Origin of the sequence: Ruegeria profundi, from assembly GCF_049800715.1 — a bacterium.
GTDB classification, from domain to species: domain Bacteria; phylum Pseudomonadota; class Alphaproteobacteria; order Rhodobacterales; family Rhodobacteraceae; genus Ruegeria; species Ruegeria profundi_A.
Genome location: NZ_JBNAFO010000018.1, coordinates 1 through 25,532, shown reverse-complemented (window position 1 = coordinate 25,532; position 25,532 = coordinate 1). Strand labels below are relative to the sequence as shown.

The window sequence follows — 25,532 nt, the reverse complement described above, 5'->3', positions numbered from 1 at the left end:
CGTGTCTTTATGCAGCGCGGAAACGGATATTCTCGCGGCTCAGTTGGTCGATTCTAGTCACACCCATCAGCTTCATGTCGCGCTCGATCTCGGCCCGCATGAGGCCCAGCGCTCGCTCGACACCCGGCTGACCAGCGGCGGCCAGAGGATACAGGTACTGACGTCCAACACCGACCGCTTTGGCGCCGATCGAAAGCGCCTTCAGCACATGAGTACCGCGCTGAATGCCGCTGTCCATGATCACGTCCAGCTTGTCGCCGACGGCATCTACGATTTCGGCCAGTTGATCGAACGGCGTGCGTGAGCCATCCAACTGCCGCCCGCCATGGTTCGATAGAATGATCCCGGTACAGCCAATCTCGGCCGCGCGTTTGGCATCTTCGACGGTCATGATCCCCTTGAGGCAGAACTGACCATCCCAATCGCGCACCATCTGCGCGACGTCATCCCAATTCATCGACGGGTCCAGCATTTCGGTGAAATAGCCGCCGATTGAGCTGGCGCCGCCGCCCATATCCACATGCTCTTCCAATTGCGGCAGGCGGAATTTTTCGTGGGTGACATAGTTGATCCCCCACATCGGCTTGATCGCAAACTGGATCATGCCGCCCAATGTCAGACGGAATGGGATCGAGAAGCCGGTGCGCAGGTCACGTTCTCGGTTGCCGCCGGTGATGCTGTCGACAGTCAGCATCATGACCTCAACCCCGGCCTCTTTCGCGCGCTGCATCATGGCCGCGTTCAGGCCGCGATCCTTGTGGAAATAGAACTGATAGACCTGCGGGTTCTTGTGCTTCTTGCGTAGCTCTTCAAGCGACACGGTGCCCAGCGAAGACACACCGAACATGGTGCCATATTTCTCGGCCGCGGCGGCCACGGCGCGTTCACCCTGATGGTGGAACAGACGCTGCAGAGCGGTGGGCGAGCAGTAGAACGGCATGTCCAGCTTTTGGCCCATCACGGTGACAGACATGTCCACGTCCTTCACCCCGCGCAGAACCGAGGGCAGCAGATCGCAGCGGTCGAAAGCGGCGGTGTTTTGGCGATAGGTCACCTCATCGTCCGCGCCGCCATCGATATAGTTGAAGATCGGCCCCGGCAGGCGGCGCTTGGCCAGCTGCCGGAAATCGTGAAAGTTGTGGCAATGCTTGAGACGCATAGCGTGATCTCCTTAGTACGCCACAGAGGGCAGCCAGGTGGCGAGTGTCGGCCATAGGAAGACAAGCGCCAATCCGGTCAGTTGTAGCAGCACAAAGGGGATGATGCCTTTGTAGATATGCATCAGCTTGATCTCGGGCGGGCAGACGCCTTTCAGGTAGAAAAGAGCGAAACCAACCGGCGGGGTCAGGAAGCTGGTTTGTAGCGTCACCGCCACCAAGATCACGAACCAGACCAGCGCGGGTTCATCCAGCACTCCGAAGCCCGGAATGTCGATGCCCAAGCCATTCACGATCGGACGCATCAGAGGCAACACGATCAGGGTGATCTCGATCCAGTCCAGAACAAAGCCCAGCAGGAATACGATGAACAGTATGAACAGGACCGTGCCATTGGCACCGAAGCCGGTGGATTGCACCACATGCTCGATCAGTTCATCGCCGCCAAGTTCCCGCAGAACATAGGAGAATACCGTCGCGCCAAGGAAGATCGCGAAGATATAGGCGGTGGTATTGAAGGTCGAAACCAGCACGTTCCACAGTTTCGCGAAGGTCAGCTTGCGATATCCCAGCGCCAACAGCGTCGCGCCCAATGCGCCTATGCCAGAGGCCTCGGTCGGGGTGGTCAGACCTCCGAAGATCGAGCCCAGAACCGCGAGGATCAGAAGCAGCGTTGGAATGACCGCGATCAGAACGTCTTTGACGGCATCCCAGTCAGGCGCTTTTGCCCCTTCGGGCACGGGGGCCGCGTCGCGCTTCACTTGTGCGAGAATGAAGATGTAGGTCAGATAAAGCCCCCCGATGATCACACCGGGAAAGACGGCGGCCATGAACAGGTCTCCGACGGACAGAGCCATCTGGTCGGCCATGATCACCAGCATGATCGAGGGCGGGATCAGGATACCCAGCGTGCCCGAGGCAGAGACCACGCCCGCCGCCAGTGTCGGCTGGTATTTCTGCTGCATCATCGACGGCAAAGACAGCACGCCCAGCAGCACAACCGAAGCACCGATAATGCCGGTCGAGGCCGCCAGTATGATCCCGATCAGGGTCACGGTGATGGCAAGACCACCCCGCACGGTGCCGAACAGGCGCTGCATCGAGGTCATCAGACGCTCGGCCACACCGGATTCGTCCAGCATCAGGCCCATGAAGATGAACATCGGCAGGGCAACCAAAACCGCGTTGGACATGGTTGCGTAGACCCGGTTCACCACGGCACCAAGAGTCAGGTAGTCGAGCCCGGTAAAGGTGCTCTCCAACCCGGTCCACAGCATCAAGTCATTGTCGAATAGATAGGCCAGACCGCAATAGGCGACACCGACACCAGCCAGCACCCAAGCCACCGGATAACCGGTGAAGAGCAGCGCGATGAAGGTCAAGAACATCGCGATGACCAGCTTTTCCTCGGTCGTTTCGACGAGGAAGGTCAGACCCACACAGACGGCGGCAAACACAGCCAGCACCAGCAGGATACGGCGGAGCGGAGCGCCCTCACGTTCCGAGGCCGGCCCGTACATCAGTGCGTGCCCGTCGTGGATCAGCCGCGCCAGAGCTGCCAGCGCCAGCAGAACAAAACTGATTGGAATGACCGCCTTGAAGGCCCAACGCGCTGGAAGACCGGTAGGGCTGTCCGAGCGTTCATTGACGCGGAAGCTTTCGTAGAAATAGTCATAGCCCTGATCAATCATCAGATAGATGAACGGGGTCAGCAGGGTCAGAATGCCGATCACCTCGATGATCCGCTGCGCCCGGCGGGACAATTGCATATGCAGAACGTCGACGCGCACGTGGCTGTCCGTGATCAAGGCATATGAAATGCCGATCATCGTAACGATGCCGTAGAAATGCCACTGGATCTCATCCAGTTTAGGATAGTTCTGGCTGAGCAGATAGCGCAGCGCGACCTGAGAAAAAATCGCCGCCATCAGCAGCACATTCGCCCACATGACGACATGTCCGACAGCTTTGACGCTGGTATCAATGGCTACTGCGATCTTTTGACGGTCGGTATCGGGATGCTCCAGGATGCCTTCATAGGCCTCAACCGGATCTTTGGTGGTATTTGGATTGCTCATGGTCATTCCTCGCCCGGCAGCCCTGTGCAAGGGCGGTGAAAGTTTGGAAAAATCCGAAGATCAGAAATCGACTGGGGCAGCAGTGTCCGCTGCCCCAGAGACGTCAGTGAGGAAGTTACTGACGTGGGAGGAAGGCGTTGGTCTTCCAGAGGTTGTAGCCGTCACGGAACTCGGTCATGTCGGCCAGAACCTTGGCAAAGAAGGCGTCATTTGCGGCCTCTTCGGCGGCGACCTCTTCCCAAGTGCTGCGGAAGGTATCCAACATCTCGGGCGACCACTGCTTGAGGGTGACACCGTTGTTTTCAACGTTGTCGATCAGCGCTGCGTGCTGGATCGCTTCGCCTTCGGCAAAGCTGTCGGCCATCGAAGCCTTACAGGCGTTTTCGATGATGGCCTTGTGCTGGTCGCTGGTCTCTGCCCAGACGTCTTTGTTGATCATCAATTCGAACACGGTCGCTTGCTGGTGCCAGCCGGGGAAGTAGTTGAACTTGACCAACTTGTGGAAGCCTAGACGTGCGTCGATGGCGGGCATCGAGAATTCGGTCGCGTCGATGGCGCCTTTTTCCAGCGCCGGGAAGATTTCACCCCCGGGCAGCAACGAGGTCGCAACACCCAGTTTCTGCATAACCTTGCCGCCCAGACCGAAGAAACGCATCTTCAGACCGCTAAGGTCTTCAGGTGAGTTGATTTCAGTCGCGAACCAGCCCGAGGTCTCGGGGGCGATGACTGCGCAAGGGATCACGTGGACGTTGTAGCCCGCCTGATCATACATCTCTTGGTACAGCGTCATGCCGTTGCCGTAGTAGAGCCACGCCATGTATTCGCCCGCCTCCGGGCCGAAAGGAACGGCCGAGAACAGCGGAGCAGCCGGGATTTTACCCGCCCAGTAACCAGCGGTGGTGTAGCCCGAGTTGATCTTGCCAGTCGAAACCGCGTCTAGAATTTCGAACGGTGGAACCAGTTTGCCTGGCTCATATACCTTCATCTTCAGCGTACCACCCGACATCAGGTCCAACTGCTCGGCAACGCGCGGGATTGGCGAACCAAGACCAGGCAGTTCGGTCGAGAACGCAATCGGGGTTTTCAACAGCAGCTTATCTTTAGCAACCGCAGGTGCGGCCATCAGGCTGGCGGCTACGGCAAGGCTCGTCAGGGTCTTTTTCATAATGTCTCCTCCTGGGTGGGTCGGGCATCTGCCTCAAACATAAACGCAGACCCTTGCGGGTTTGCATTAGTGGTTCACTAACTTTACCATTGCCACTCAGTCAATAATTTTGTTTACCACTGGATCTGCAGAAATGTCCCTTACTGGGCGCACCCAGTTTCGATGAATTACTGCATATTTTCGGAAATTTTTATTTGATTGAACGCGTTAAGTTGCATTTCCATGCTGGAACTGAACGCTTGAAAAACGCACCAATATGGTTACATTTATTTACCAATATATCTCACCTCGGCATCTTACTTAGGTATATCCCATGAACACCAAGGCGATTTTTGAACCGGTCGGACACGAATCGCTGGCCGACGCCGTGGTGGCGCAGATCGAAGACCTCATCGCGTCGGGTATTCTGAAACAGGGGCGCAAGCTGCCGTCCGAGCGTGATCTGGCTGAGATGCTTCGGGTCTCACGGCCAAAGCTGCGCGAAGCACTGGCCGTGCTGGAAGAGCGCGGGCTGGTCACCACTCAGCATGGTGAGGGGACCTTTGTCGCTGCCCTAACCGGGCAAGCGATGTTGCCGGCCCTTCTGGCGCTCTACGAACGGCACGAGCCTGCCTTTTTCGACCACCTGGAATACCGCCGCGAACAAGAGGGCTTTGCGGCCCGCCTTGCCGCCCGCAGGTCCACCAAGGCCGACAAGGAGAGGATCGCCGAAATCCTCGACGAAAATGTGCGGGCGTGGGAGGCGAACGATGCCAAAGCCTCTCGCGAGGCGGATTTCGCCCTGCATGCGGCCATCGTCGACGCCAGCCAGAACGCCACTTTGATCCATATGATGGCTTCGATCTACGAACTGACCAAGCGAGGCGTTTTCTATAACCGCAGTTTCCTGAAATCGATTGACGGTTCGGGCAAACAGCTGCTGGATCAGCACCTTGCCCTGGGTCAAGCGGTGATTGACGGAGACGAAAAGCGCGCCGAACAGGCCGCGCTAGACCATATAGACTTTGTCGAGCGCTCCTTCCGGACAGGGATAGAACAGCAGCGCCGCGAGGTTATGGCCGAGAAACGGCGTCTTCTGTCGCGCTAGACAAGTAGTGTCAAAGCCGCCCGCAAAGGACGGCTTTGATCAGTGCATTCGGCAAAACCGAAGAAGTGTTCAGGCCTGTACGGCCTTCATGAAACGATCTCGGATCACTACAGGGTCCATCGTGATCGGCGGCATCTTGGCGTTGCCGCTTTCGCATTTGCTGACGATGATGGTCATCTGCCGGGCGTCCAGCGCCTCCTGCAACACGCGACCTGTATCTTCGGCGGCGCATTCAATCACGCGCTCACATCCTGCCGCAGCCGCCATTTTCGCCAATGACGTCTTCAACCCGGCATAGGTCGGCTGATCCCCGGTGGACCCGTATGAGCCATTGTCGACGATCAGCAGGATATAATTGTCAGCCACGTTGTTCGCGATGGTCGGCAGCGTTCCAAGATTGGTCAGAACGGAGCCGTCGCCATCGATCACGATCACCGGCTTGGGCTGGGACAGAGCCAACCCCAGACCTATGGATGAAGCCAACCCCATCGTGCCCAGCATGTAGAAATTCGTTGGCTGGTCATCAATCGCGTGCAGCTCTTGGCTGGGAATGCCTATGTTGCAAACCACCAGTTGATCCCGCAGGATCGGAGCGATTTCTTTCAGGATTTCAGAACGGATCATTGGTCGCCATAGCCTCCCCAGAAGTTGGCGTCGGTCAGAATGGCAACCGGCTTGTTGCACATGAACGTGTATTTCAGGATCGCATCCAACTCGGCCACATCCGCCTGATGGTGAAAATGGTAAGTCGGGATATTGAGCTGCGCCAACAACGCCTTGGTGTGAACAGCCATCTCGACCTGGCAGGCAATCGGCTCGCGCAGCTCACCCCGGTACGAGATCAGCATCGGCAGTGGCATCCGATAATACTGGATCAGAGTCGCCAATGTGTTGATCGTCACCCCGATCGCTGTGTTCTGCATGATAATGGCCGGGCGCTTACCACCCATCCATGCCCCCGCGCATAGGCCCATCCCCTCGTCCTCTTTGTTTGACGGGATGTGATAGATGCCTTCGCGCTGGTCGATCTCATCAATGACTCCAGCCAGTTGTTTGCAGGGGACGGTGGTCACGAACGAAATGTCGTTCGCCACCAGATCGTCAGTGATCTTCTTGTCTATATTCATCTTCCAGCTGTCAGTCCTATTGTTGTCGCCCAAGGGCGTGATTGACGGTTATCACCTTCGGTACACATGCACCGCGCAAGGGGCATGACGCACAACGCGCGACGCTGTGGAGCCCAGGAAATAGTCGCTGAGGTCGGGCTTGTGGGACCCGATGACGATGCAATCGACACCGTTCTCTGCCGCATAGTCTATGATCGTGCGCGCCGTGTGGCCCTTTACGAGTTCGGAACTTACCCCTTCCAGCCCCTCGACTTTGCGAGACAGCTCCACTCGGGCGCGGCGAAACCCTTCGGCCACCAGATCCTTGTCCAGAAATGCACTGACCGAGCCCTGAGGCATTTCGTAAACGTGCAGAGCGATTATCTCTCCGCCGCCCTGAGACAAGGCTCGGGCCACTTCCAGAGTGTGTTGCGAGATATCGTGATCCAGCGCCATTGGAACGAGAACTTTCTTGTACATGTCAAACTCCTTTCGACCCGGTCGGCCCTATCAAGCCAAGGATAGTACCCAGCGCGGTATCAAGGCCAGAGAACAGTTTGGCAGGTGGTGGTTGGACCGATCATCCCTCCGCACGCAGATCAAATTCTTCATCCGGGAAGTACTTGGCGAGACGGACATCAGCCGCCCTTGCATGCCCCTCCATCCCTTCCACGCGCGAAATTCTGGCTGTGGCCAGAGCAATGGGTTTTGAGCCTTCCCGGGTCGCCCGCTGCCATGTAACGATCTTCATGTATTTGTGGACGCTAAGGCCGCCCGTGTAGCTGGCAGCACCCGAGGTCGGCAGAACGTGGTTGGTACCCGTTGCCTTGTCCCCATAGGATACAGTGGTCTCTTCCCCCAGAAACAAAGAGCCATAGCAGGTCAGGCGATCCAGCCACCATTCCAGATCCTCGGCCTGAACAGTCAGGTGTTCCGGTGCGTATTCGTCAGAACAAGCGGCCATCTCTTCGCGATCCGAACATACAATGACTTCGGCATAGTCACGCCACGCAGCAGCCGCGTTTTCTCGGTTCAGGTCAGGAAGATCTGCGATCAACTCGGGCACCAGTGCCATAACCCTCTGCGCAAGCGCCCGGTCATCTGTCACCAGCCAGACAGGAGAGTTATACCCGTGCTCCGCCTGGCTTACGAGATCGGTGGCCACAACAAGCGGGTCCGCACTGCTATCGGCGAGGACCAGACTGTCGGTTGGTCCGGCGATCATGTCGATGCCAACCTCACCGTAGAGGATGCGCTTGGCCTCGGCCACGAACTGGTTCCCCGGCCCCACAAGGATGTTCGCGCGCGGCAGGCCGAACAAGCCGTATCGCATCGCGGCGACACCCTGCACCCCTCCCATCGCCAGAATACTGTCGGCCCCACAGATATGGGCCGCGTAGACAACTGCAGGCGCAACGCCATCTTCCGGTTTCGGAGGTGAGCACGCGATGATGTGGCGACATCCGGCCACTTTGGCAGTTGTCACGGTCATTATTGCACTGGCGATGTGGCTGTACCGACCGCCGGGCACATAGCAGCCCGCTGCATCCACGGGGATCGCCTTTTGACCAGCGATCACGCCGGGCACAATCTCGGTCTGGACGTCGGTCATCGTGGCCTTCTGCGCCTCGGCAAAATGGCGGACGTTGTTATGGGCGAAACGGATATCCGCTTTCAGCTTTTCAGGCACAAGCGCAATGGCGGCGTCAATCTCGTCCTGCGTCATCAGAACGTTGCCGTCGAACCTGTCGAACTTTGCCGCGTATTCTAGCGCCTTGGCGTCGCCACCTGCCTCGATCTCCGCTAGGATGGTCTTGACCGTATCGTGAACCTCGGGCGCATCAGATTGCGCCGTCAGCATCGCCTTTTTGAGATAGTCGCGCGCCATAGTCAGCCCCTGCTCCCGGTTCTTGCCCGGCCACTCTGTCAGAGGCGAAATCGGCTTTGCAAGCGTTTGTGGGGCCGTAAACGAAACTCTTTCCGATCTTCTAACCCCATTTAAGAAAAGATAAATTTTGGGATTGGGAAAGCTGAAACTCGGCCTTGTAAGAGGACCTCTGCGCTGTTGTAGCCGATGGATTCGGAGGCCCGCTCGTCCCTATTCGAGGCGTGAGGCAAGCGGTTGAACGAGGCGATTCGCAGATGCACTCGGGCAAAAGAAAACGCCCCTGACGAAGGTCAGAGGCGTTTCCAAAAATATATTTAGAGGGCGATTAGCCGCGCTCTTCGATGATCTCAACCAGATGCGGGATCTTGTTGACCATGCCGCGGACAGAAGGCGTATCCTCCAGCTCACGGGTGCGGTGCATCTTGTTCAGGCCCAGACCGATCAAGGTTGCGCGCTGTTCGGCGGGGCGACGGATCGGAGAACCGATCTGCTTTACGACGATGGTTTTTGCCATTGCTCGCTACTCCTTACGCTTCGGCTTCAGCCGGTGCTTCGTCCCGCTTGGGCAGGATGTCGGCAACTTTTTTACCACGACGTGCGGCAACCGAACGCGGGCTCTGCTCTTTCTGCAGGCCGTTGATGGTGGCGCGGATCATGTTGTACGGGTTCTGCGAGCCCAGCGACTTGGAAACAACGTCCTTGACGCCCAGCATTTCGAACACAGCACGCATCGGACCACCGGCGATGATACCAGTACCTTCAGGTGCGGTGCGCATAACCACTTTACCAGCGCCGTGACGGCCCTCGATGTCGTGGTGCAGAGTACGACCTTCGCGCAGTTGCACGCGGATCATCTGACGCTTGGCTTGTTCAGTTGCTTTACGGATGGCTTCAGGTACTTCTTTCGCTTTACCTTTGCCAAAGCCGACACGGCCTTTCTGATCGCCGACAACCACCAGAGCGGCGAAGCCAAAGCGCTTACCACCTTTTACGGTTTTCGACACGCGGTTGATTGCGACCAGGCGATCTGCAAATTCCGGTGCTTCTTCACGGTCGCGGCCACGGCCCCGACGGTTTTCACGTTCTGCCATTTGGCATCCCTTTTCTCATGTGGCGCATACGGCGCCGTTTGCTTCAATCCAAGTGAGCCGCGACTGTTGCCGAGGCCCCCGGATCATCGGGGCAGCCGCAAAGCTGCCCGCAAGTCTTAGATCTTCAGACCACCTTCACGTGCGGCGTCGGCAACTGCCTTCACCTTGCCGTGGAACAGGAAGCCACCACGATCGAAATAGGCCTCTTCGACGCCTGCCTTCTTGGCACGCTCGGCGATGGCCGCGCCCACTTTGGTGGCCGCTTCGACGTTGTTCTTGCCAACAACACCCAAATCTTTTTCCAGGGTCGAGGCCGACGCCAGGGTCACGCCGCGAACGTCGTCGATCAGCTGAACGCTGATGTTCTTGTTCGAACGGTGAACCGACAGGCGTACACGGCCGGCGTTGACTTTGCGAAGTTTGTTCCGAACGCGCAGGCGGCGCTTCAGAAACAGGGTTCTTTTGCTGTTTGCCATTGTTTGCGTCCTTACTTCTTCTTGCCTTCCTTGCGGAAGATGAACTCGCCCTTGTAGCGGATGCCCTTGCCTTTGTAAGGCTCGGGACGGCGCCATTCGCGGATTTTGGCCGCGACTTCGCCCACCTGCTGCTGGTCGATACCTTCCACAACGATCTCGGTCTGCTTCGGCGCGGTGATGGTGACACCTTCCGGAGCAGTGAAATCAACGTCGTGGCTGTAGCCCAGGTTCAGCTTCAGGGTGTTGCCCTGCATCTGAGCCCGGTAACCAACACCCTGGATCTCCAGCTCTTTTTTGAAGCCTTCGGTCACACCGGTTACCAGGTTGGCAACCATGGTGCGGCTCATGCCCCACTGCTGGCGGGCACGCTTGGACATGCCACGGGGGTCGATCTTGACCACGTTGTCTTCAACCGACAGCGTCACGTCGTCGGTGGCGGTGAAGCTGCGGGTGCCTTTCGGACCTTTGACTTCGATGGTCTGACCCGACACAGAGGCGGTAACGCCGCTGGGCAGCTCGACCGGTTTTTTACCAATACGAGACATTGCAGACCTCCTTAGAAGACGGTGCAGAGCACTTCGCCGCCAACATTGTTGGAGCGAGCGTTTGCGTCCGACATCACACCTTTCGGAGTGCTGACAATCGACACGCCCAGACCCTGACGGACCTGCGGGATGTCATTGACGCCCATGTAGACGCGACGACCGGGCTTCGAGACCCGCTTCAGTTCGCGAATAACAGGGGTGCCTTCGTAGTACTTCAGGCTGATTTCGATGGCCGGATGACCGTTTTCACCGGTCGTCTTTTCATAGCCACGGATATAGCCTTCGTCCGCCAGCACGTCCAGAACCCAACCGCGCAGCTTGGAAGCAGGGGTGGAAACGGTGGACTTGCCGCGCATTTGCGCGTTGCGGATACGGGTGAGCATATCGCCGATAGGATCATTCATATCTATGTCTCCCTTACCAGCTCGATTTCACCATGCCGGGGATCTGACCAGCAGAACCCAGCTCGCGCAGCGCGATACGGCTGACCTTCAGCTTACGGTAGTAAGCGTGGGGACGACCGGTCAGCTGACAACGGTTGTGCAGACGGGTAGCCGAGCTGTTGCGCGGCAGTTTCGCCAGTTTCAGACGCGCTTTGAAACGCTCTTCCATCGGGCGGCTCTCGTCATTCGCGATTTCTTTCAGCTCGGCACGCTTTGCGGCATATTTGGCCACCAGGCGTTCGCGCTTCTTCTCGCGTTCGATCATTGCTTTTTTAGCCATGTCTCAATCCTCCCGGCGCTTACGCGTTGAACGGCATGTTGAATGCTTTCAACAGGCTCTTCGCTTCAGCGTCGGTTTTCGCTGTGGTGGCAATTACGATATCCAGGCCCCAGACCTCGTCGACCTTGTCGAAGTCGATTTCCGGGAACACGATGTGCTCTTTCATGCCCATGGCAAAGTTGCCCTGACCATCGAAAGACGGCTTAACACCGCGGAAGTCACGAACGCGCGGCAGCGCGATGGTGATCAGGCGATCCAGGAATTCGTACATCCGGTCACCGCGCAGGGTCACTTTCGCGCCCAGCGGCATGTCTTCACGGACGCGGAAACCCGCGATCGACTTCTTCGCCTTGGTTGCAACGGCCTTTTGACCAGCAATCGCAGTCAGATCTTCGACGGCAGCTTTCGCTTTCTTCGAATCTTTGACCGCCTCAGCACCACAACCGATGTTCAGAACGATTTTGTCCAACTTGGGCAGCTGCATGTCGTTCTTGTAGCCGAACTCTTCTTTCAGAGCGGCACGGATGGTTTCAACGTACTGAGCTTTCAGACGCGGGGTGTAGGTTGCGGAATCAAGCATCGATCACGTCCCCTGTGGTCTTGGCAAAGCGGACCTTCTTGTCACCTTCCATGCGGAAGCCAACGCGGGTTGCTTTGCCGTTTTTGTCCAGCAGCGCCAGGTTCGACAGTTGGATCGGGTTTGCCTGGGGCAGACGACCACCTTGCGAAGTTTGCGACTGACGGGTGTGACGGATGGCAATGTTGATGCCTTCGACAACAGCTTTACCGGCTTTGGGGTCAACCGAGGAAATGGTTCCCTCTTTGCCCTTGTCCTTGCCGGCCAGCACGACGACCTTGTCGCCTTTGCGGAGTTTAGCAGCCATGATTACAGCACCTCCGGAGCCAGCGAGATGATTTTCATGAAGTTCTTGCCGCGCAGTTCGCGAACAACGGGGCCAAAGATACGGGTACCTACGGGCTCGTTGTTGTTGTTCAGGATGACGGCGGCGTTGCGATCGAAACGGATCGCGGTGCCGTCTTCGCGACGGACTTCCTTGGCGGTGCGTACGACGACGGCCTTACGGACGTCCCCTTTCTTTACGCGGCCGCGCGGGATGGCTTCCTTCACCGAGACGACAATGATGTCGCCAACGGAGGCGTATTTACGCTTGGAACCACCCAGGACCTTGATGCACTGAACTCGGCGTGCGCCGGAGTTGTCAGCGACATCCAGATTGGTCTGCATCTGGATCATGTGGTTTCTCCCGACCTGTGGGGGCTGGTCTCGTTAGATCCCCCAGGGTTTCGACAAATGGGAAAATCCCGGAGGCTTACGCTTCCAGAACTTCCCAACGTTTCGTCTTCGATTTCGGCGCGCATTCGATGATGCGTACGGTGTCGCCGACCTTGAAGGCGTTCTTTTCGTCGTGAGCCCGGTATTTCTTGGACTTACGAACGGTTTTGTGCAGCAGCGGGTGCTTGAAACGACGCTCAACCGAAACGGTTACAGTTTGCTCGTTGGCGTCGCTGGTTACCACGCCGGACAGGATACGCTTGGGCATAGGATTACTCCTCCGATGCCGCGGCAGCGGCCTTTTCGTTCAGAATGGTTTTGACGCGGGCAGCGTTGCGGCGAGCCGCTTTGATGCCAGCAGTGTTTTCCAGCTGACCGGTTGCCTGTTGAAAGCGCAGGTTAAAGCTTTCTTTCTTCAGGTTGGCCAGTTCCTCGCGGAGCTGGTCCGGGGTCTTGTCACGCAGTTCTTGGGCGTTCATCGCCTTTTTCCTTTGCTCAAAACACCAGAAGGCCCCCTGACAGGGTCACCTTGGACCTGGTGGATGAATGATAGACATGCGAATCCCCCGACTCGGCCGGGGGACTTGCAGGATGCCGCCGTATAAGGGTTTAAGCGGTGGGTGGCAAGAGGAAGTTTTAGGGTGCGAATTGGACAGAAAAACCGTGTCTCACCGACGCCGGGTTGAAGCTGCGGCCTATGAATTGTCGTCTTTGATTTGCAATTGGTGAAATCCGCCATCCAATACAGGTAAAGAGTCACCAGCAGCCACGCCTCTTCTCAGCACCATTTGCAGCTCAGGGGCATATAACATCCGTTCCGTAAACGCGTGGGAACCCTCGACACTCTCTTTGAGCAAGACATCCCAAACTCGATACTTGCAGGCCCCAACCCTTTCAATCCGGTATCTTTGAAACTCGACCTCAATTGAACCCGACTGGGCATTGTCGGTGTTGGGATAGTCGACGAAGTCTGAGGTCCACTTCTTTTGACTGTCCAGGATATCTAGCGAATCCAATTTTCGCTCATAACTTCGGAACCATTTTGTGTCGGGCAACCCTTGGGGCGGCAAAATTGGATGAGCAAAATAGACTTCTCGCCGAGCTTCATTTGCCCCCGGGTCGACGGTACTCGCAAGAATACCCCCTGCATGAGAGACGTATTCAATGTCATCCAGATTTTTGCCAGGCTCGCGAACAAGGACAATGCCGGTATCAACGTGTTCTTTACTGGGACATTCCGCGCTAACCGAAGACACCAGTAACGCTACTAGAAAAGAACTGCCTAAAAAAAATTTAATCAACATTGAGGGTTTTCGCTCTCATTCCCACTTATAGTTGAAACTGACGCTGATCCGATCATCCTCGGCCATATTCATCGGAACTTCGTGGCGCAGCCAACTTTCCCAAAGTAGCACATCCCCTACTTGAGGTTGAACATAAATGAAAGGTTGCAAGTCCCTTCGCCCAAATTTTAAGCGCGTCGGCGCGGCCATCATGCGACCTGAACGCGGATCCTCCAGCTTCAACGCGCTCGCCCCTTCAGGCATGGCAACGTAGGTCGTGCCCGAGATCACACTGTGTGGGTGCAGGTGGCTGGAGTGCATGCCGCCCTCGGGCAGGATGTTGATCCACAGGTCCTCCAGCTTCAGCTCTCCCTCGCCCAGATCGAACTCCAAATCTTTCGCAAAGGCGGCGACGTGCTGATCCAGCGCCGTCACCAGATCGGCGAAGATCGGGAAGCGCCAAGGCAAATCGGTGAGCGAGGCGTAGCTGGTATAGCCGGGATAGCCATTCTCTTCACACCATTCCTGCCCGGCTTCATCATCCTCGGCGACAACAAGACAGGAGTTTTCCAGCTCTCCCGCGTCGATCTTGGGATCGAACTCGGACAAAGCTGCGCGATAGAGACGGGTAACGAAGAGTGATTCAATCTGTGCCATGCCCCGGCTATATCCCAGCCGAGGCACAAGGGCGAGAGCAGCCGCCTCAGAAAAGCGGCTGCTCAGGTGCGACTTATCGTTGAGCGCCTTAGTAGAAGTAGCGCAGCCATAGGTAGACGTTGGCGATCATCAGGGTCAGGATCATGATCGGGAACGCCATGAGCGCGAATTTGACAAAGCCAATCGGCTGCTTGGCCTTTTCGGCAAAGGCCGCAACCGTCAGGTTGGCGCTTGCGCCCAGCAAGGTCCCGTTGCCGCCCAGACAGGCGCCCAGAGCCAGCGACCACCACAGAGGCTCGATCGCATCAGGCCCGCCAAACGTGTCAGCCGTGGACTCGATCAGAGGGATCATCGTCGCCACAAAAGGGATGTTATCCAGAATGGCCGACAAGATACCCGAGGCCCAGAAGATGAAGAACGCGGTCCACATCATGTCGCCTTCGGTCAGCTCCAGCACTTTCCCACCGAAGAACTCAAGCAGGCCGACATGCTCGACACCTGCAACGATGACGAACAAACCGCCGAAGAAGAAAATGGTGATCCACTCAACCTCGCCAAAAATGTGGTGAACGGATTCGGACTGTTCTTCTCCGTGCTGGTGTCCGTAGGCTAGCAGCATCAGCAGCGCAGCACCGGCCAGCGCCGAGGTGCCCGGCTGGATGCCGTAGCCATGGCCAAGCGTGAAGCCAAGAAGGGTCAGCGCCAGAACCGACAGGGATTTGATCATCAGGCCGACATCGGTGATCGCTTCATTTTCATTGAAACGCATGATCTTTTCGCAGGCCGATTTGGGGATGGCGGCCAGCGTGCGGCGGTTCAGCAGGTAAATGATACCGGTCAGCACCACAAGACAGATGGCCGAGATCGGCGCAAGATTGACCACGAAGTCATTGAAGCTGAGGCCCGCGGCCGAGCCGATGATGATGTTCGGCGGATCACCAATCAAAGTGGCCGTACCGCCCACATTCGACGCTAGAATCTCAGCAAAGAAGAACGGGTAAACGCGCGTTTCCAGCGCGTCCGTAATCAGCAAGGTGATCGGTGCGATCAACAGAACGGTAGTCACGTTGTCCAGCAGAGCAGAGAATACCGCCGTGATCAGCGTCAGCATGATCAGGATTCCGGTCGGATTGGCCTTGACCACCTTGGCGGCCTTGATGGCGACGAATTGGAACAACCCACATTTACTGGTGATCCCGACGATCACCATCATGCCGATCAGCAGCGCCAATGTGTTGGCATCAACGCCTGCGACGGCCTGTTCCTGGTTGATGATGCCGAACAGCACCATCAGCGATGCGCCCAGCATGGCCAGAATGGCGCGGTTTACTTTTTCGGTCACCAGGACGGCATAAACAGCAATCAGGATACCGGTGGCGACCCACAGAGGGTCAATCCCCAACAGCTGAGGAACGGAGAACGCGTGTTCTCCATGCGAAACGGAATGGTCGGTCAATGGTCTGATCCGGTCTTTAGGGGTTAGCTCAGCGCGTGATCAATCAACGAGTTCGGGCTGACAGAGCCGACAAAGCGATTGGTCTCGGGTTCCACGAGGAAAACGTGGCGTTTGAATTTGTGGATCAGGAAAATGCCTTCCATCACCGGCGTGTCTGGTGCGAGAACCGGGATGTTGGCCGGGTTCGACATGTGATCTCCGACCCGCTCTTCGTGCAGGCGCTTGACCTGTTCGCTGATGTCTTCCTTGGTCAGATCCATAAAGCTGAGATGGCTGATCGCAACGCGCGACGTCTCATCGCTGACACCAATACGGGCCGCACGCGGCAGGATCATCTTGATCAACGTGGGCGCAGTGAAAACGCCTTGGAAGCTACCGTCATCCCCCACCACTGGCAAGAACCGGGCGCGGCTGTCGCGGATGATCTCAAACGCCTTGGCGACTGTATCATCGGGATGAATTGTCTTCTGTTTTTCAGGGGGGACCATGACGTCCCGGCAAGTAAGGCCCATACGTGTCCTCGGTCTTTCAGCGGGGTTTCAGAGCCAAGGCACGGTTCGTGCTCAAGCCGTATCGGAGTAAGATCGACCCAAGCTCTGATTGGGAAGGTATTGCGAGCGCTTCTTTTCACCAGATGAGAGAATATGCCACCCCTGAGCCCCATCTTTTTTGCAATGCCGGTATTGAATCTCGGAATTGGGCGCCTAACGGGTTTGCGAGTGGCCAGAAACGAAAAAACCCCCACCGAATTCTCGGCGGGGGCAATTCTGTTCGGGGTTCCCCGGACTGTTTACCAGTCTTCGCGAACCACGACGCGAGTCTTGATCGGCAGTTTCATCGCGGCCAGGCGCAGGGCCTCACGGGCGATGTCGTCATTGACGCCGTCGATCTCGAACATCACGCGACCTGGCTTGACTTTGCAGGCCCAGCGGTCGACCGAACCTTTACCTTTACCCATACGAACTTCGATCGGCTTAGCCGTGACCGGAGTGTCGGGGAAGATACGGATCCAGACGCGGCCCTGACGTTTCATGTGACGCGTCATGGCACGACGTGCAGCTTCGATCTGGCGTGCCGTTACACGCTCAGGCTCAAGAGCTTTCAGGCCGTAGGTGCCAAAGTTCAGATCAGAGCCGCCCTTGGCGAGACCCTTGATCCGGCCTTTGTGCATCTTGCGGAATTTAGTACGCTTTGGTTGAAGCATATCTTTCCCTCCTTAGCGACGACCGCCACCAGCACCACGAGGTGCAGGGCCGTCCTGGAGTTCCTGTGCTTTACGGTCACGTGCCTGCGGATCGTGCTCCATGATCTCACCTTTGAAGATCCAGACCTTGATCCCGATGATCCCGTAGGGGGTCATCGCTTCGGCATGTGCGTAATCGATGTCGGCACGCAGAGTGTGCAGAGGCACGCGGCCTTCACGGTACCACTCGGTCCGTGCGATTTCGGCGCCGCCCAGACGACCAGCGACGTTCACCCGGATACCCAGGGCGCCCATGCGCATGGCGTTCTGAACCGAGCGCTTCATTGCGCGACGGAACGAAACACGACGTTCCAGCTGCTGAGCGATGGACTCGGCAACCAGCTGCGCGTCAAGCTCGGGCTTGCGCACTTCGACGATGTTCAGGTGCAGTTCGCTGTCGGTCATGCGAGCAAGCTTTTTGCGCAGAACTTCGATGTCTGCACCTTTCTTGCCGATGATGACACCGGGACGTGCTGTGTGGATCGTAACGCGGCACTTCTTGTGCGGACGTTCGATGATCACACGGGCAACACCGGCCTGCTTGCACTCTTTGTTGATGAACTCACGGATCTTGAGGTCTTCCAGCAGAAGATCACCGTAGTCCTTGGTGTCGGCGTACCAGCGGCTGTCCCAGGTGCGGTTGACCTGCAGGCGCATGCCGATCGGATTTACTTTATGACCCATTAGGCTTGCTCCTCAACTTGACGCACCTTGATGGTGATCTCCGAGAACGGCTTCATGATCTTGCCGAAACGGCCACGGGCACGCGGACGACCGCGCTTCATGACCAGGTTCTTGCCAACCCATGCTTCGGCGACGATCAGCTCGTCAACGTCCAGGTTGTGGTTGTTTTCGGCATTCGCGATTGCGGACTGCAGGCACTTCTTAACGTCCTGCGCGACACGCTTGTTGCTGAAAGTCAGGTCGGTCAGAGCCTTCTCGACTTTCTTGCCGCGGATCATTTGCGCAACCAGGTTCAGTTTCTGCGGGCTGGTGCGAAGCATGCGCGTTTTCGCCATTGCTTCGTTTTCAGCCACGCGGCGGGGGTTCTTTTCCTTGCCCATGACTTACTTCCGCTTCGCTTTTTTGTCTGCGGCGTGGCCATAATAGGTGCGGGTCGGCGAGTATTCACCGAACTTCTGACCGATCATGTCTTCCGAGACGTTGACGGGAATGTGCTTCTGGCCGTTGTACACACCAAAGGTCAGACCCACGAACTGGGGCAGAATGGTGGAACGACGCGACCAGATTTTGATGACTTCGTTGCGGCCCGACTCGCGCGCTGCTTCGGCTTTTTTCAGCACGTAAGCATCGACGAAAGGACCCTTCCAAACAGAGCGAGACATAGATTAACGTCCCTTCTTCTTGGCGTGCCGCGAGCGGATGATCAGCTTCTGGGACGCTTTGTTCTTGTTACGGGTACGCTTACCCTTGGTGTCCTTACCCCACGGCGTAACCGGCGTTCGGCCACCCGAGGTACGACCTTCACCACCACCGTGCGGGTGATCGATCGGGTTCATTGCAACACCACGAACCGACGGACGAACGCCCTTGTGGCGCATACGACCGGCTTTACCGAGGTTTTGGTTCGAGTTGTCGGGGTTGGACACGGCACCGATGGTGGCCATGCATTCCTGACGGACCATGCGAAGCTCGCCCGAGCTCAGACGGATCTGAGCGTAGCCGCCATCGCGACCAACGAACTGAGCGTAAGTACCGGCCGCACGTGCGATCTGACCGCCTTTGCCAGGCTTCATCTCGATGTTGTGGACGATGGTACCAATGGGCATGCCCGAGAACGGCATTGCGTTGCCCGGCTTGATGTCAGCCTTGGCAGATGCCACGACTTTGTCACCAACAGCCAGACGCTGCGGAGCGAGGATATATGCCTGCTCGCCGTCTTCGTATTTTACCAGTGCGATGAATGCGGTCCGGTTCGGGTCATATTCGATCCGCTCGACGGTTGCCGCGACATCAAATTTGTTCCGTTTGAAGTCAACGATCCGGTAGAGACGCTTTGCGCCACCGCCGCGGCGGCGTGAAGTGATCCGTCCGGTGTTGTTCCGGCCGCCCGATTTGGTCAAACCCTCTGTGAGAGACTTGACCGGACGTCCTTTCCAAAGCTCCGAACGGTCGATCAGCACCAGCCCGCGCTGGCCCGGCGTCGTCGGCTTGTACGACTTGAGTGCCATGCTTTCTGTCTTCCGTTTAGCAAGTGCGGGGATGTTCCCCGCTATGTGATAGGCCCCCGTAGGTGCCAAGGGTATAGGGCCCCGAAGGTCCCCGGTTACAAATATCAGAGGCCCCGGAACGAATCCGAGGCCGCAAGATTGGGAGCGTTTAACAGGGTTGGGGGTGGGTGTCTATAGAGTTTCTCGCAATTTGAGATGGCGACTCAGGATACTCTTGCCCACATTGAAGCGATACAATTTTCGTCACAGCCAGACCTTAACCAAACACATCGTTCAAAGGCACAATAGCGACAGTATGAACATCCAACAGATAGTTTACCTAGACCAAGGCCCAATTAGCTATCTCCGCCGATCGCAAAGCGGTTGTGCTCAGTTTAGTGAGGCTATTGAGCGATTGGAAGGTTGTGCAATTACGTTTTCTGACACTCACGTTTGCGAGATTCTCCGCAGCAATAGACCACTTGAGTTCATTGAGGCATTGGAGGAAATTGGAGCCTACTACTTGCCCCCTGTCACCAGCCTGCCCAAGATCGAGAACCGGTCGACAGTTCTAAAAGCCAACATAGTGCGAGACGTCATTCCGGAAGAAATTGACTTTACCCTAAAGTCTCACTTGGCCAGCGAGAACATACTCAGGCTGCTAGCAGCTCTTCACATGGGTGCCGGATTTCTGGATGTCGACAAAGAACGAGAAGAAATTCTCCATTCGATTGATGCCTACATAGAAGCATTTAGCCAAGAAATGCACATGATTTGCGAGAGTGAATTCGATCCAAGCGAGATTGTAGAAAAGGTTCGCTCCCAGTTTGAACCAGTCAAAAATGAGATTAACGATCTGAGTGTTAGCCAGTTGGACGCTGAAGCCCGAGATTTTTATAGAGAATTCAAAAATCAAAAGCCAAAATCGCAAGCTGAACTGGATCAAATACCAGACGATGAAATTGCCGAGTATCTACTTTCCAAACTGCCAGACTCAGGTTGGATTGATAGTTTCTACCCACGAGACTTCGGGCGAGCAGAGATTGAAGCGGGTAGCATTGCGGGTTTTGCATTCCTTCTTTTTAGTCTGGGTGTTGCCGCGTTTAAAAGGCCGAGGAAAGGCGGGCAAAGCCGTTATCTTGACAGATTTATCAACCAGTTTCGCGACTGCGAGCATATTGAAAACGCGAGCCGATGCCACGTGTTCTTAACTGGGGATTCGCCCGCAGCTCGCTTGGCACGAGCTACATACAGCTACGCGGGACTACCGACAGAAGTACTCAAGCTCGAAGTTGCCAAATGAAACCAACTCCCCGTTCCGAATTGGGGGCTTCGCGACTTAAGGCGCGGGACAAGGCCGAAGGCCGCCGCGCCAGCGACTGCCCGTCCCGGCGGGCTGGCGCTTTGGGGACGTTTGCGCCTCGCTGGGAATTCGGACGTATTTGGCACCATAAAGCGCGTTGATCAGCCGTTGCGGCGCCATCCCACGGGCAGTCGCTGGCGCGGCTTGTGCTCTTATCCGAGGGATCGCCTGCGGCACAGCGGCTCGGACTCCACTGCGATCCTTTGCTTGAGCTTGATATGCCCCAGCACCTCGCGAAAGGCGCGGTGTTTGGGTTTGCCTTCCAGATAGTCCGCCAGCTTGAGCAGGTTGATCGGGTGCTTCGCAATCAGTGCCTCGATCCGCTGCAGGGCCTCGTCCAACTCATGGTGATCCACGTACTGACAGGCCACTTGCGTGGGCGTCAGCAGGCAGTAATCCTGCGGGCGTTTCTCGGTATAGCGCGCGATGTCGAAAGGCGACGCGCCGAGGGCGTGAAACTTGGGGATGTGCACGCGCATATCAGCCTCGGCGTGCTCCAATACCGTGCCGGAGGTCTGGCGGAACCCCAGCGGACCAAGCTTGCCGACCACGTGCTTGCGCATCGCCGGAGAGATCATGTCCACATCCGCCCGGTCATATTTCAGATCATCGAAGACGGACAGCAGCCCCTGCTGTTCATCGGCAATCTGGAAATAGGGCTCGGCGCTGAACGCCCGCATTTGATCCAGAACCTGCGAACGCACAGTTTCAGGGTCTGAAACGAAATCGGCCCCGGCGGGTTGAACCGCCGAGGCCGTGAATAGTCGCAGTAAGCGTCGGATCAAAGACCGGTGCTCACGTCGATTGTGTTGCCCTCTTCCAAGGTCACATATGCTTTCTTGACGTCTTTCCGACGGCCCAGCTGGCCGCGGAACCGCTTGACCTTGCCTTTGGTCACGGTGGTGTTCACCGCTTTGACCTTCACACCAAACAGCGCCTCAACGGCCTCTTTGATCTGCGGCTTGTTGCTGTCGATCGCCACTTCAAAGACAACCGCGCCGTTTTCGGACGCCATGGTCGACTTTTCGGTGATGATCGGCTTGCGGATCACGTCGTAGTGTTCTGCCTTCGCGCTCATTTCAGACGAGCCTCCAGTGCTTCGACAGCCGCTTTGGTGAGCACCAGAGTGTCACGCTTGAGGATGTCATAGACGTTTGCGCCCATCGTCGGCAGGATATCCAGACCTTCGATGTTCTTGGACGCTTTCAGGAACCCTTCGTTCACGGTCGCGCCGTCGATGACCAGAGCACGTTTCCAGCCCAGGTTTGCAACCTGTTTGGCCAGAGCGGCAGTCTTGCCTTCGGCTTCGGCGTTCTCGATCACAACCAGTTCACCTGCCTTGGCTTTGGCCGACAGAGCGTGGCGCAGGCCAAGCTTCCGGAACTTTTTCGGCAGATCGTGGCCGTGCGAACGCACGACGGGGCCTTTGTAGATACCACCACCACGGAAGATCGGCGCGTTGCGGTCACCATGGCGTGCGCCACCGGTGCCCTTCTGGCGATAGATCTTCTTGGTCGAGTAGCTGGTTTCCGAGCGGGTCTTCACCTTGTGGGTGCCGGCTTGCGCGTTGTTGCGCTGCCAACGGACCACACGGTGCAGGATGTCCGCACGCGGCTCGAGACCGAACAGATCGGCGTTCAGCTCGATGTCGCCGGCTTTGCCGCCGTCCAGTTTGATTACATCAAGTTTCATGCTTCACCACCTTCCGCGGGAGCTTCTTCCGCAGGTGCTTCGGTTGCTTCAGACACAGCCGATTTCACAGCAGCCGGGAAAGGCAGGCCTTCCGGTGCTTTCTTCTTGACGGCGTCCTTGACGGTGACCCAGCCCGATTTCGGTCCGGGAACGGCGCCTTTGATGAAGACGAGGTTCCGGTCGGCGTCGGTTTTGACGACTTCCAGGTTCTGGGTGGTTACACGGGCAGCACCCATGTGACCGGCCATCTTCTTGCCTTTGAACACCTTGCCCGGGTCCTGACACTGACCGGTCGAACCGTGCGAACGGTGGCTGATCGAAACACCGTGCGAGGCGCGCAGACCACCAAAGTTCCAGCGCTTCATCGCACCGGCAAAGCCTTTACCGATCGAGGTGCCCGAAACGTCAACTTTCTGACCTTCCAGGAAGTGTTCTGCCGAAATCTCGGCGCCCACATCAATCAGACCATCTTCGGAGACGCGGAACTCGGCCAGCTTGCGCTTGGGTTCAACCTTTGCAGCGGCGTAGTGCCCGCGCATGGCTTTCGAGGTGCGTTTTGCCTTGGCAGCGCCGGCGCCCAGCTGAACGGCGGTGTAGCCGTCTTTGTCAGCGGTACGCTGTGCAACGACCTGCAGGTTGTCCAGGTGAAGAACGGTCACAGGGATCTGCTTGCCGTCTTCCATGAACAGGCGGGTCATGCCGACTTTTTTTGCGATAATACCAGAGCGCATAATCTATACCCTCCGATCTTACGACTGCAGCTTGATCTCGACGTCCACACCAGCAGCGAGGTCGAGCTTCATCAGCGCGTCAACGGTCTGGGGGGTCGGATCAACGATGTCGAGCAGACGCTTGTGCGTACGGATCTCGAACTGGTCGCGGGATTTCTTGTCAACGTGAGGGCCACGGAGAACCGTGAACTTCTCAATCTTGTTCGGCAGCGGGATCGGGCCGCGCACGTTCGCGCCGGTCCGCTTGGCAGTGTTGACGATCTCTTGCGTGCTGGCATCCAGAACGCGATAGTCAAATGCCTTCAGCCGAATACGGATGTTTTGGCTTTGCATAAGTATAGCCTTTTATCAGGCGTTGAGGTTGAGAGGAGGACAAGCGCGCATCGCCAACCCTCATCGAACCCAAAAGGCGGGAATCACCCCGCCTTGACGTTCTTATTGAGAACCCGCGCGTCTTAGTGGGGTTGGTGGGGTTTGGCAAGGGGTTTATTGGCTTTGTCCCACCTCAAAGAGCGACACGACCCAGCACCAAGAACTGATCTTCAGGACCAACTTCGCAACAAGAACGCGCTAAAGAACTATGGGCGAGGTGTAAAGCCTACACGCGACAATTGAGCATTCAGAGAAAACCGACTTGGTCTGGAAGGTTTTCACCCCACGCTACAGTGAATACGCTGGTTGACGACACAGGTTCTGGACGTGCTTTAGCGCTTCAGATCCTGTTAGGCTGCTCGGCAAGCCGGACGTCGAACCGCTTACGCTCGCGGCTAAACTCACTGATATCACAGTCGACTTCCTGGTCGTCGTCACTAAGGATCGCAGCACGCATGTCCTCCAGATCCTTGCTGTGAAGGATTTGCGTTCCATAGTTCAAGAATTCAAAACCTAACATGATTTCCTCCTGATTGCGTCAGCGGATCGGCCTGCGCACGCCCCGCTTTTTGTTTCAGATCACATTTGGGTTTCCTGTCTTTGGGTGAAGTGGAGTTTGGATTAAGAAACCTCAATCCGTTTTGCCCTTAACGACGGCGAACTTTCCAAGCGTCATCTCGGTTCGAACACGTTTAGGCCCACCTCGGAACCGTATAGCTCAAACGAAAAAGGGCGTCCCGAGGGACGCCCTTTCCGTCTGATTATTCGCTTGCGCGAATTATTCAGTGATTTTCGATACAACGCCGGCGCCGACGGTGCGGCCGCCTTCGCGGATCGCAAAGCGCAGGCCCTGCTCCATCGCGATCGGCGCGATCAGCTCAACGCCGAACGACACGTTGTCGCCGGGCATGACCATCTCGGTGCCTTCCGCCAGGGTCACGGTGCCGGTCACGTCAGTTGTACGGAAGTAGAACTGAGGACGGTAGTTCGCGAAGAACGGAGTGTGACGACCGCCTTCTTCCTTGGTCAGGATGTAGGCTTCGGCTTCGAACTTGGTGTGCGGTGTAACCGAACCCGGCTTACACAGAACCTGGCCACGCTCAACGCCGTCACGGTCAACACCACGCAGCAGCGCGCCGATGTTGTCGCCCGCTTCACCGCGGTCCAGCAGCTTGCGGAACATTTCAACGCCGGTGCAGGTGGTTTTCGAAGTGTCGCGGATGCCGACGATTTCGATTTCGTCACCAACGTTGATCACGCCGCGCTCAACACGACCGGTCACAACGGTACCACGACCCGAGATCGAGAACACGTCTTCGATCGGCATCAGGAACGGCTGGTCAACAGCACGCTCAGGGGTGTCGATGTACTCATCAACGGCCGCCATCAGTTCCTTGATCTTCTCTTCGCCGATTTCAGGCTTGTTGCCTTCCATCGCGGCCAGAGCCGAACCTGCGATGATCGGAATATCGTCGCCAGGGTATTCGTAGCTGGACAGCAGTTCGCGAACTTCCATCTCAACCAGTTCCAGCAGCTCTTCGTCGTCAACCTGGTCAACTTTGTTCAGGAACACGACCATCTTCGGGATGCCAACCTGGCGGCCCAGCAGGATGTGCTCGCGGGTCTGCGGCATCGGGCCGTCAGCAGCGTTCACAACCAGGATCGCGCCGTCCATCTGAGCAGCACCGGTGATCATGTTCTTGACGTAGTCGGCGTGGCCGGGGCAGTCAACGTGCGCGTAGTGGCGGTTCTCGGTCTCGTATTCCACGTGGGCGGTCGAGATGGTGATGCCGCGCGCTTTCTCTTCCGGCGCACCGTCAATCTGGTCATACGCTTTGAAGTCACCGAAATACTTGGTGATCGCTGCGGTCAGCGTCGTCTTGCCGTGGTCAACGTGCCCAATCGTGCCGATGTTGACGTGCGGTTTTGTACGCTCAAACTTTTCCTTTGCCAT

36 protein-coding genes are annotated in these 25,532 nt (G+C 57.0%); 2 read left to right on the top strand and 34 right to left on the bottom strand.

Annotation, left to right across the window (positions count from 1 at the left end):
• Nucleotides 1–7: 7 nt before the first annotated feature.
• The 3 genes from ACP15L_RS21210 to ACP15L_RS21200 form a co-directional block, all read right to left on the bottom strand.
• A complete protein-coding gene (locus tag ACP15L_RS21210; protein WP_170681397.1) occupies nucleotides 8–1,159 on the bottom strand; it encodes an alpha-hydroxy acid oxidase in 1,152 nt (383 codons plus the stop codon).
• Nucleotides 1,160–1,171: 12 nt separating this feature from the next.
• Nucleotides 1,172–3,235 carry a TRAP transporter large permease subunit gene (locus ACP15L_RS21205; RefSeq protein WP_170693127.1) on the bottom strand — a complete coding sequence of 688 codons (2,064 nt, stop codon included), beginning with the start codon at nucleotides 3,233–3,235 and terminating at the stop codon, nucleotides 1,172–1,174.
• A gap of 115 nt (nucleotides 3,236–3,350) precedes the next feature.
• Nucleotides 3,351–4,400: a TRAP transporter substrate-binding protein gene (locus ACP15L_RS21200; protein WP_209255313.1), complete on the bottom strand. Its 1,050-nt coding sequence runs from the start codon at nucleotides 4,398–4,400 to the stop codon at nucleotides 3,351–3,353.
• Between the two features lie 313 nt (nucleotides 4,401–4,713).
• Between ACP15L_RS21200 and ACP15L_RS21195 the strand changes: the two genes are divergently transcribed.
• Nucleotides 4,714–5,487 (top strand): FadR/GntR family transcriptional regulator, encoded by a 774-nt coding sequence (locus ACP15L_RS21195; RefSeq protein WP_425085672.1) that lies wholly within the window; start codon nucleotides 4,714–4,716, stop codon nucleotides 5,485–5,487.
• Between the two features lie 69 nt (nucleotides 5,488–5,556).
• Here the strand turns inward: ACP15L_RS21195 and comE are convergent, their stop codons facing one another.
• From comE to rplB, 24 genes are all read right to left on the bottom strand, one after another.
• Nucleotides 5,557–6,111 (bottom strand): sulfopyruvate decarboxylase subunit beta, encoded by a 555-nt coding sequence (comE, locus tag ACP15L_RS21190; protein ID WP_170494501.1) that lies wholly within the window; start codon nucleotides 6,109–6,111, stop codon nucleotides 5,557–5,559.
• Complete coding sequence (locus ACP15L_RS21185) at nucleotides 6,108–6,614, bottom strand: sulfopyruvate decarboxylase subunit alpha (protein ID WP_170468582.1); 507 nt, start codon at nucleotides 6,612–6,614, stop codon at nucleotides 6,108–6,110. Before ACP15L_RS21185 ends, comE begins: the two co-directional genes overlap by 4 nt.
• A 51-nt stretch (nucleotides 6,615–6,665) precedes the next feature.
• On the bottom strand, nucleotides 6,666–7,073 hold the full coding sequence (locus ACP15L_RS21180; RefSeq protein ID WP_425085671.1) for a universal stress protein: 408 nt from the start codon (nucleotides 7,071–7,073) through the stop codon (nucleotides 6,666–6,668).
• A gap of 100 nt (nucleotides 7,074–7,173) precedes the next feature.
• Entirely contained in the window at nucleotides 7,174–8,481 is a 1,308-nt protein-coding gene (hisD, locus tag ACP15L_RS21175; protein ID WP_425085670.1) for a histidinol dehydrogenase, read from the bottom strand.
• Between the two features lie 325 nt (nucleotides 8,482–8,806).
• Nucleotides 8,807–8,995, bottom strand: coding sequence for a 50S ribosomal protein L30 (rpmD, locus tag ACP15L_RS21170; protein ID WP_074736195.1), 189 nt, complete (start codon nucleotides 8,993–8,995; stop codon nucleotides 8,807–8,809).
• A gap of 13 nt (nucleotides 8,996–9,008) precedes the next feature.
• Complete coding sequence (rpsE, locus tag ACP15L_RS21165; RefSeq protein ID WP_170356677.1) at nucleotides 9,009–9,572, bottom strand: 30S ribosomal protein S5; 564 nt, start codon at nucleotides 9,570–9,572, stop codon at nucleotides 9,009–9,011.
• A gap of 116 nt (nucleotides 9,573–9,688) precedes the next feature.
• Complete coding sequence (rplR, locus tag ACP15L_RS21160; protein WP_039523386.1) at nucleotides 9,689–10,048, bottom strand: 50S ribosomal protein L18; 360 nt, start codon at nucleotides 10,046–10,048, stop codon at nucleotides 9,689–9,691.
• A gap of 11 nt (nucleotides 10,049–10,059) precedes the next feature.
• Entirely contained in the window at nucleotides 10,060–10,593 is a 534-nt protein-coding gene (gene rplF, locus ACP15L_RS21155) for a 50S ribosomal protein L6 (RefSeq protein ID WP_170373361.1), read from the bottom strand.
• 11 nt (nucleotides 10,594–10,604) lie between these two features.
• Nucleotides 10,605–10,997: a 30S ribosomal protein S8 gene (gene rpsH / locus ACP15L_RS21150; protein WP_068340741.1), complete on the bottom strand. Its 393-nt coding sequence runs from the start codon at nucleotides 10,995–10,997 to the stop codon at nucleotides 10,605–10,607.
• A gap of 13 nt (nucleotides 10,998–11,010) precedes the next feature.
• Entirely contained in the window at nucleotides 11,011–11,316 is a 306-nt protein-coding gene (gene rpsN, locus ACP15L_RS21145; RefSeq protein ID WP_068340744.1) for a 30S ribosomal protein S14, read from the bottom strand.
• A 19-nt stretch (nucleotides 11,317–11,335) separates the two neighbouring features.
• Nucleotides 11,336–11,896 carry a 50S ribosomal protein L5 gene (gene rplE, locus ACP15L_RS21140; RefSeq protein ID WP_170356680.1) on the bottom strand — a complete coding sequence of 187 codons (561 nt, stop codon included), beginning with the start codon at nucleotides 11,894–11,896 and terminating at the stop codon, nucleotides 11,336–11,338.
• Entirely contained in the window at nucleotides 11,889–12,200 is a 312-nt protein-coding gene (gene rplX, locus ACP15L_RS21135) for a 50S ribosomal protein L24 (protein ID WP_170356681.1), read from the bottom strand. Before rplX ends, rplE begins: the two co-directional genes overlap by 8 nt.
• A 2-nt stretch (nucleotides 12,201–12,202) precedes the next feature.
• A complete protein-coding gene (gene rplN, locus ACP15L_RS21130) occupies nucleotides 12,203–12,571 on the bottom strand; it encodes a 50S ribosomal protein L14 (RefSeq protein ID WP_008757934.1) in 369 nt (122 codons plus the stop codon).
• Between the two features lie 76 nt (nucleotides 12,572–12,647).
• Nucleotides 12,648–12,878 carry a 30S ribosomal protein S17 gene (gene rpsQ, locus ACP15L_RS21125; protein WP_152459158.1) on the bottom strand — a complete coding sequence of 77 codons (231 nt, stop codon included), beginning with the start codon at nucleotides 12,876–12,878 and terminating at the stop codon, nucleotides 12,648–12,650.
• A gap of 4 nt (nucleotides 12,879–12,882) precedes the next feature.
• Nucleotides 12,883–13,089 carry a 50S ribosomal protein L29 gene (rpmC, locus tag ACP15L_RS21120; protein ID WP_010437082.1) on the bottom strand — a complete coding sequence of 69 codons (207 nt, stop codon included), beginning with the start codon at nucleotides 13,087–13,089 and terminating at the stop codon, nucleotides 12,883–12,885.
• Nucleotides 13,090–13,305: 216 nt separating this feature from the next.
• Nucleotides 13,306–13,914, bottom strand: coding sequence for a hypothetical protein (locus ACP15L_RS21115; protein ID WP_425085669.1), 609 nt, complete (start codon nucleotides 13,912–13,914; stop codon nucleotides 13,306–13,308).
• A 15-nt stretch (nucleotides 13,915–13,929) separates the two neighbouring features.
• Nucleotides 13,930–14,550 (bottom strand): 2OG-Fe(II) oxygenase family protein, encoded by a 621-nt coding sequence (locus ACP15L_RS21110; protein ID WP_425085668.1) that lies wholly within the window; start codon nucleotides 14,548–14,550, stop codon nucleotides 13,930–13,932.
• Between the two features lie 88 nt (nucleotides 14,551–14,638).
• The gene (locus ACP15L_RS21105) at nucleotides 14,639–16,006 is read right to left on the bottom strand and encodes a sodium:proton antiporter (RefSeq protein WP_425085667.1); all 1,368 of its coding nucleotides are present in this window, start codon (nucleotides 16,004–16,006) and stop codon (nucleotides 14,639–14,641) included.
• 23 nt (nucleotides 16,007–16,029) lie between these two features.
• The gene (locus tag ACP15L_RS21100) at nucleotides 16,030–16,494 is read right to left on the bottom strand and encodes an HPP family protein (protein WP_425085666.1); all 465 of its coding nucleotides are present in this window, start codon (nucleotides 16,492–16,494) and stop codon (nucleotides 16,030–16,032) included.
• 302 nt (nucleotides 16,495–16,796) lie between these two features.
• Complete coding sequence (gene rplP / locus ACP15L_RS21095) at nucleotides 16,797–17,210, bottom strand: 50S ribosomal protein L16 (protein WP_058283513.1); 414 nt, start codon at nucleotides 17,208–17,210, stop codon at nucleotides 16,797–16,799.
• A gap of 12 nt (nucleotides 17,211–17,222) precedes the next feature.
• Nucleotides 17,223–17,933, bottom strand: a complete 711-nt coding sequence (gene rpsC, locus ACP15L_RS21090) for a 30S ribosomal protein S3 (RefSeq protein WP_008758042.1) — start codon at nucleotides 17,931–17,933, stop codon at nucleotides 17,223–17,225.
• Nucleotides 17,933–18,313, bottom strand: coding sequence for a 50S ribosomal protein L22 (gene rplV / locus ACP15L_RS21085; RefSeq protein ID WP_039538267.1), 381 nt, complete (start codon nucleotides 18,311–18,313; stop codon nucleotides 17,933–17,935). The genes rpsC and rplV overlap by 1 nt, the downstream gene beginning before the upstream one ends.
• A 3-nt stretch (nucleotides 18,314–18,316) precedes the next feature.
• A complete protein-coding gene (gene rpsS, locus ACP15L_RS21080; protein WP_005980699.1) occupies nucleotides 18,317–18,595 on the bottom strand; it encodes a 30S ribosomal protein S19 in 279 nt (92 codons plus the stop codon).
• Nucleotides 18,596–18,598: 3 nt separating this feature from the next.
• Nucleotides 18,599–19,441 carry a 50S ribosomal protein L2 gene (gene rplB / locus ACP15L_RS21075; protein ID WP_120633917.1) on the bottom strand — a complete coding sequence of 281 codons (843 nt, stop codon included), beginning with the start codon at nucleotides 19,439–19,441 and terminating at the stop codon, nucleotides 18,599–18,601.
• A 295-nt stretch (nucleotides 19,442–19,736) separates the two neighbouring features.
• Between rplB and ACP15L_RS21070 the strand changes: the two genes are divergently transcribed.
• Nucleotides 19,737–20,723 carry a hypothetical protein gene (locus tag ACP15L_RS21070; RefSeq protein ID WP_425085665.1) on the top strand — a complete coding sequence of 329 codons (987 nt, stop codon included), beginning with the start codon at nucleotides 19,737–19,739 and terminating at the stop codon, nucleotides 20,721–20,723.
• Nucleotides 20,724–20,935: 212 nt separating this feature from the next.
• Here ACP15L_RS21070 and ACP15L_RS21065 read toward each other — a convergent pair whose 3' ends face one another.
• The 7 genes from ACP15L_RS21065 to tuf all read right to left on the bottom strand — a co-directional run.
• Complete coding sequence (locus ACP15L_RS21065; protein ID WP_425085664.1) at nucleotides 20,936–21,568, bottom strand: hypothetical protein; 633 nt, start codon at nucleotides 21,566–21,568, stop codon at nucleotides 20,936–20,938.
• Nucleotides 21,565–21,861 carry a 50S ribosomal protein L23 gene (locus ACP15L_RS21060; protein WP_008757532.1) on the bottom strand — a complete coding sequence of 99 codons (297 nt, stop codon included), beginning with the start codon at nucleotides 21,859–21,861 and terminating at the stop codon, nucleotides 21,565–21,567. Before ACP15L_RS21060 ends, ACP15L_RS21065 begins: the two co-directional genes overlap by 4 nt.
• Complete coding sequence (gene rplD / locus ACP15L_RS21055; RefSeq protein ID WP_170463489.1) at nucleotides 21,858–22,475, bottom strand: 50S ribosomal protein L4; 618 nt, start codon at nucleotides 22,473–22,475, stop codon at nucleotides 21,858–21,860. The genes ACP15L_RS21060 and rplD overlap by 4 nt, the downstream gene beginning before the upstream one ends.
• Nucleotides 22,472–23,206, bottom strand: a complete 735-nt coding sequence (gene rplC / locus ACP15L_RS21050) for a 50S ribosomal protein L3 (protein ID WP_170749564.1) — start codon at nucleotides 23,204–23,206, stop codon at nucleotides 22,472–22,474. The genes rplD and rplC overlap by 4 nt, the downstream gene beginning before the upstream one ends.
• Nucleotides 23,207–23,224: 18 nt before the next feature.
• A complete protein-coding gene (gene rpsJ / locus ACP15L_RS21045; RefSeq protein WP_008756422.1) occupies nucleotides 23,225–23,539 on the bottom strand; it encodes a 30S ribosomal protein S10 in 315 nt (104 codons plus the stop codon).
• A 379-nt stretch (nucleotides 23,540–23,918) separates the two neighbouring features.
• The gene (locus tag ACP15L_RS21040; protein WP_170642065.1) at nucleotides 23,919–24,098 is read right to left on the bottom strand and encodes a hypothetical protein; all 180 of its coding nucleotides are present in this window, start codon (nucleotides 24,096–24,098) and stop codon (nucleotides 23,919–23,921) included.
• 258 nt (nucleotides 24,099–24,356) lie between these two features.
• A partial coding sequence (tuf, locus tag ACP15L_RS21035; RefSeq protein ID WP_170381019.1) for an elongation factor Tu occupies nucleotides 24,357–25,532 on the bottom strand: 1,176 nt, incomplete at its 5' end.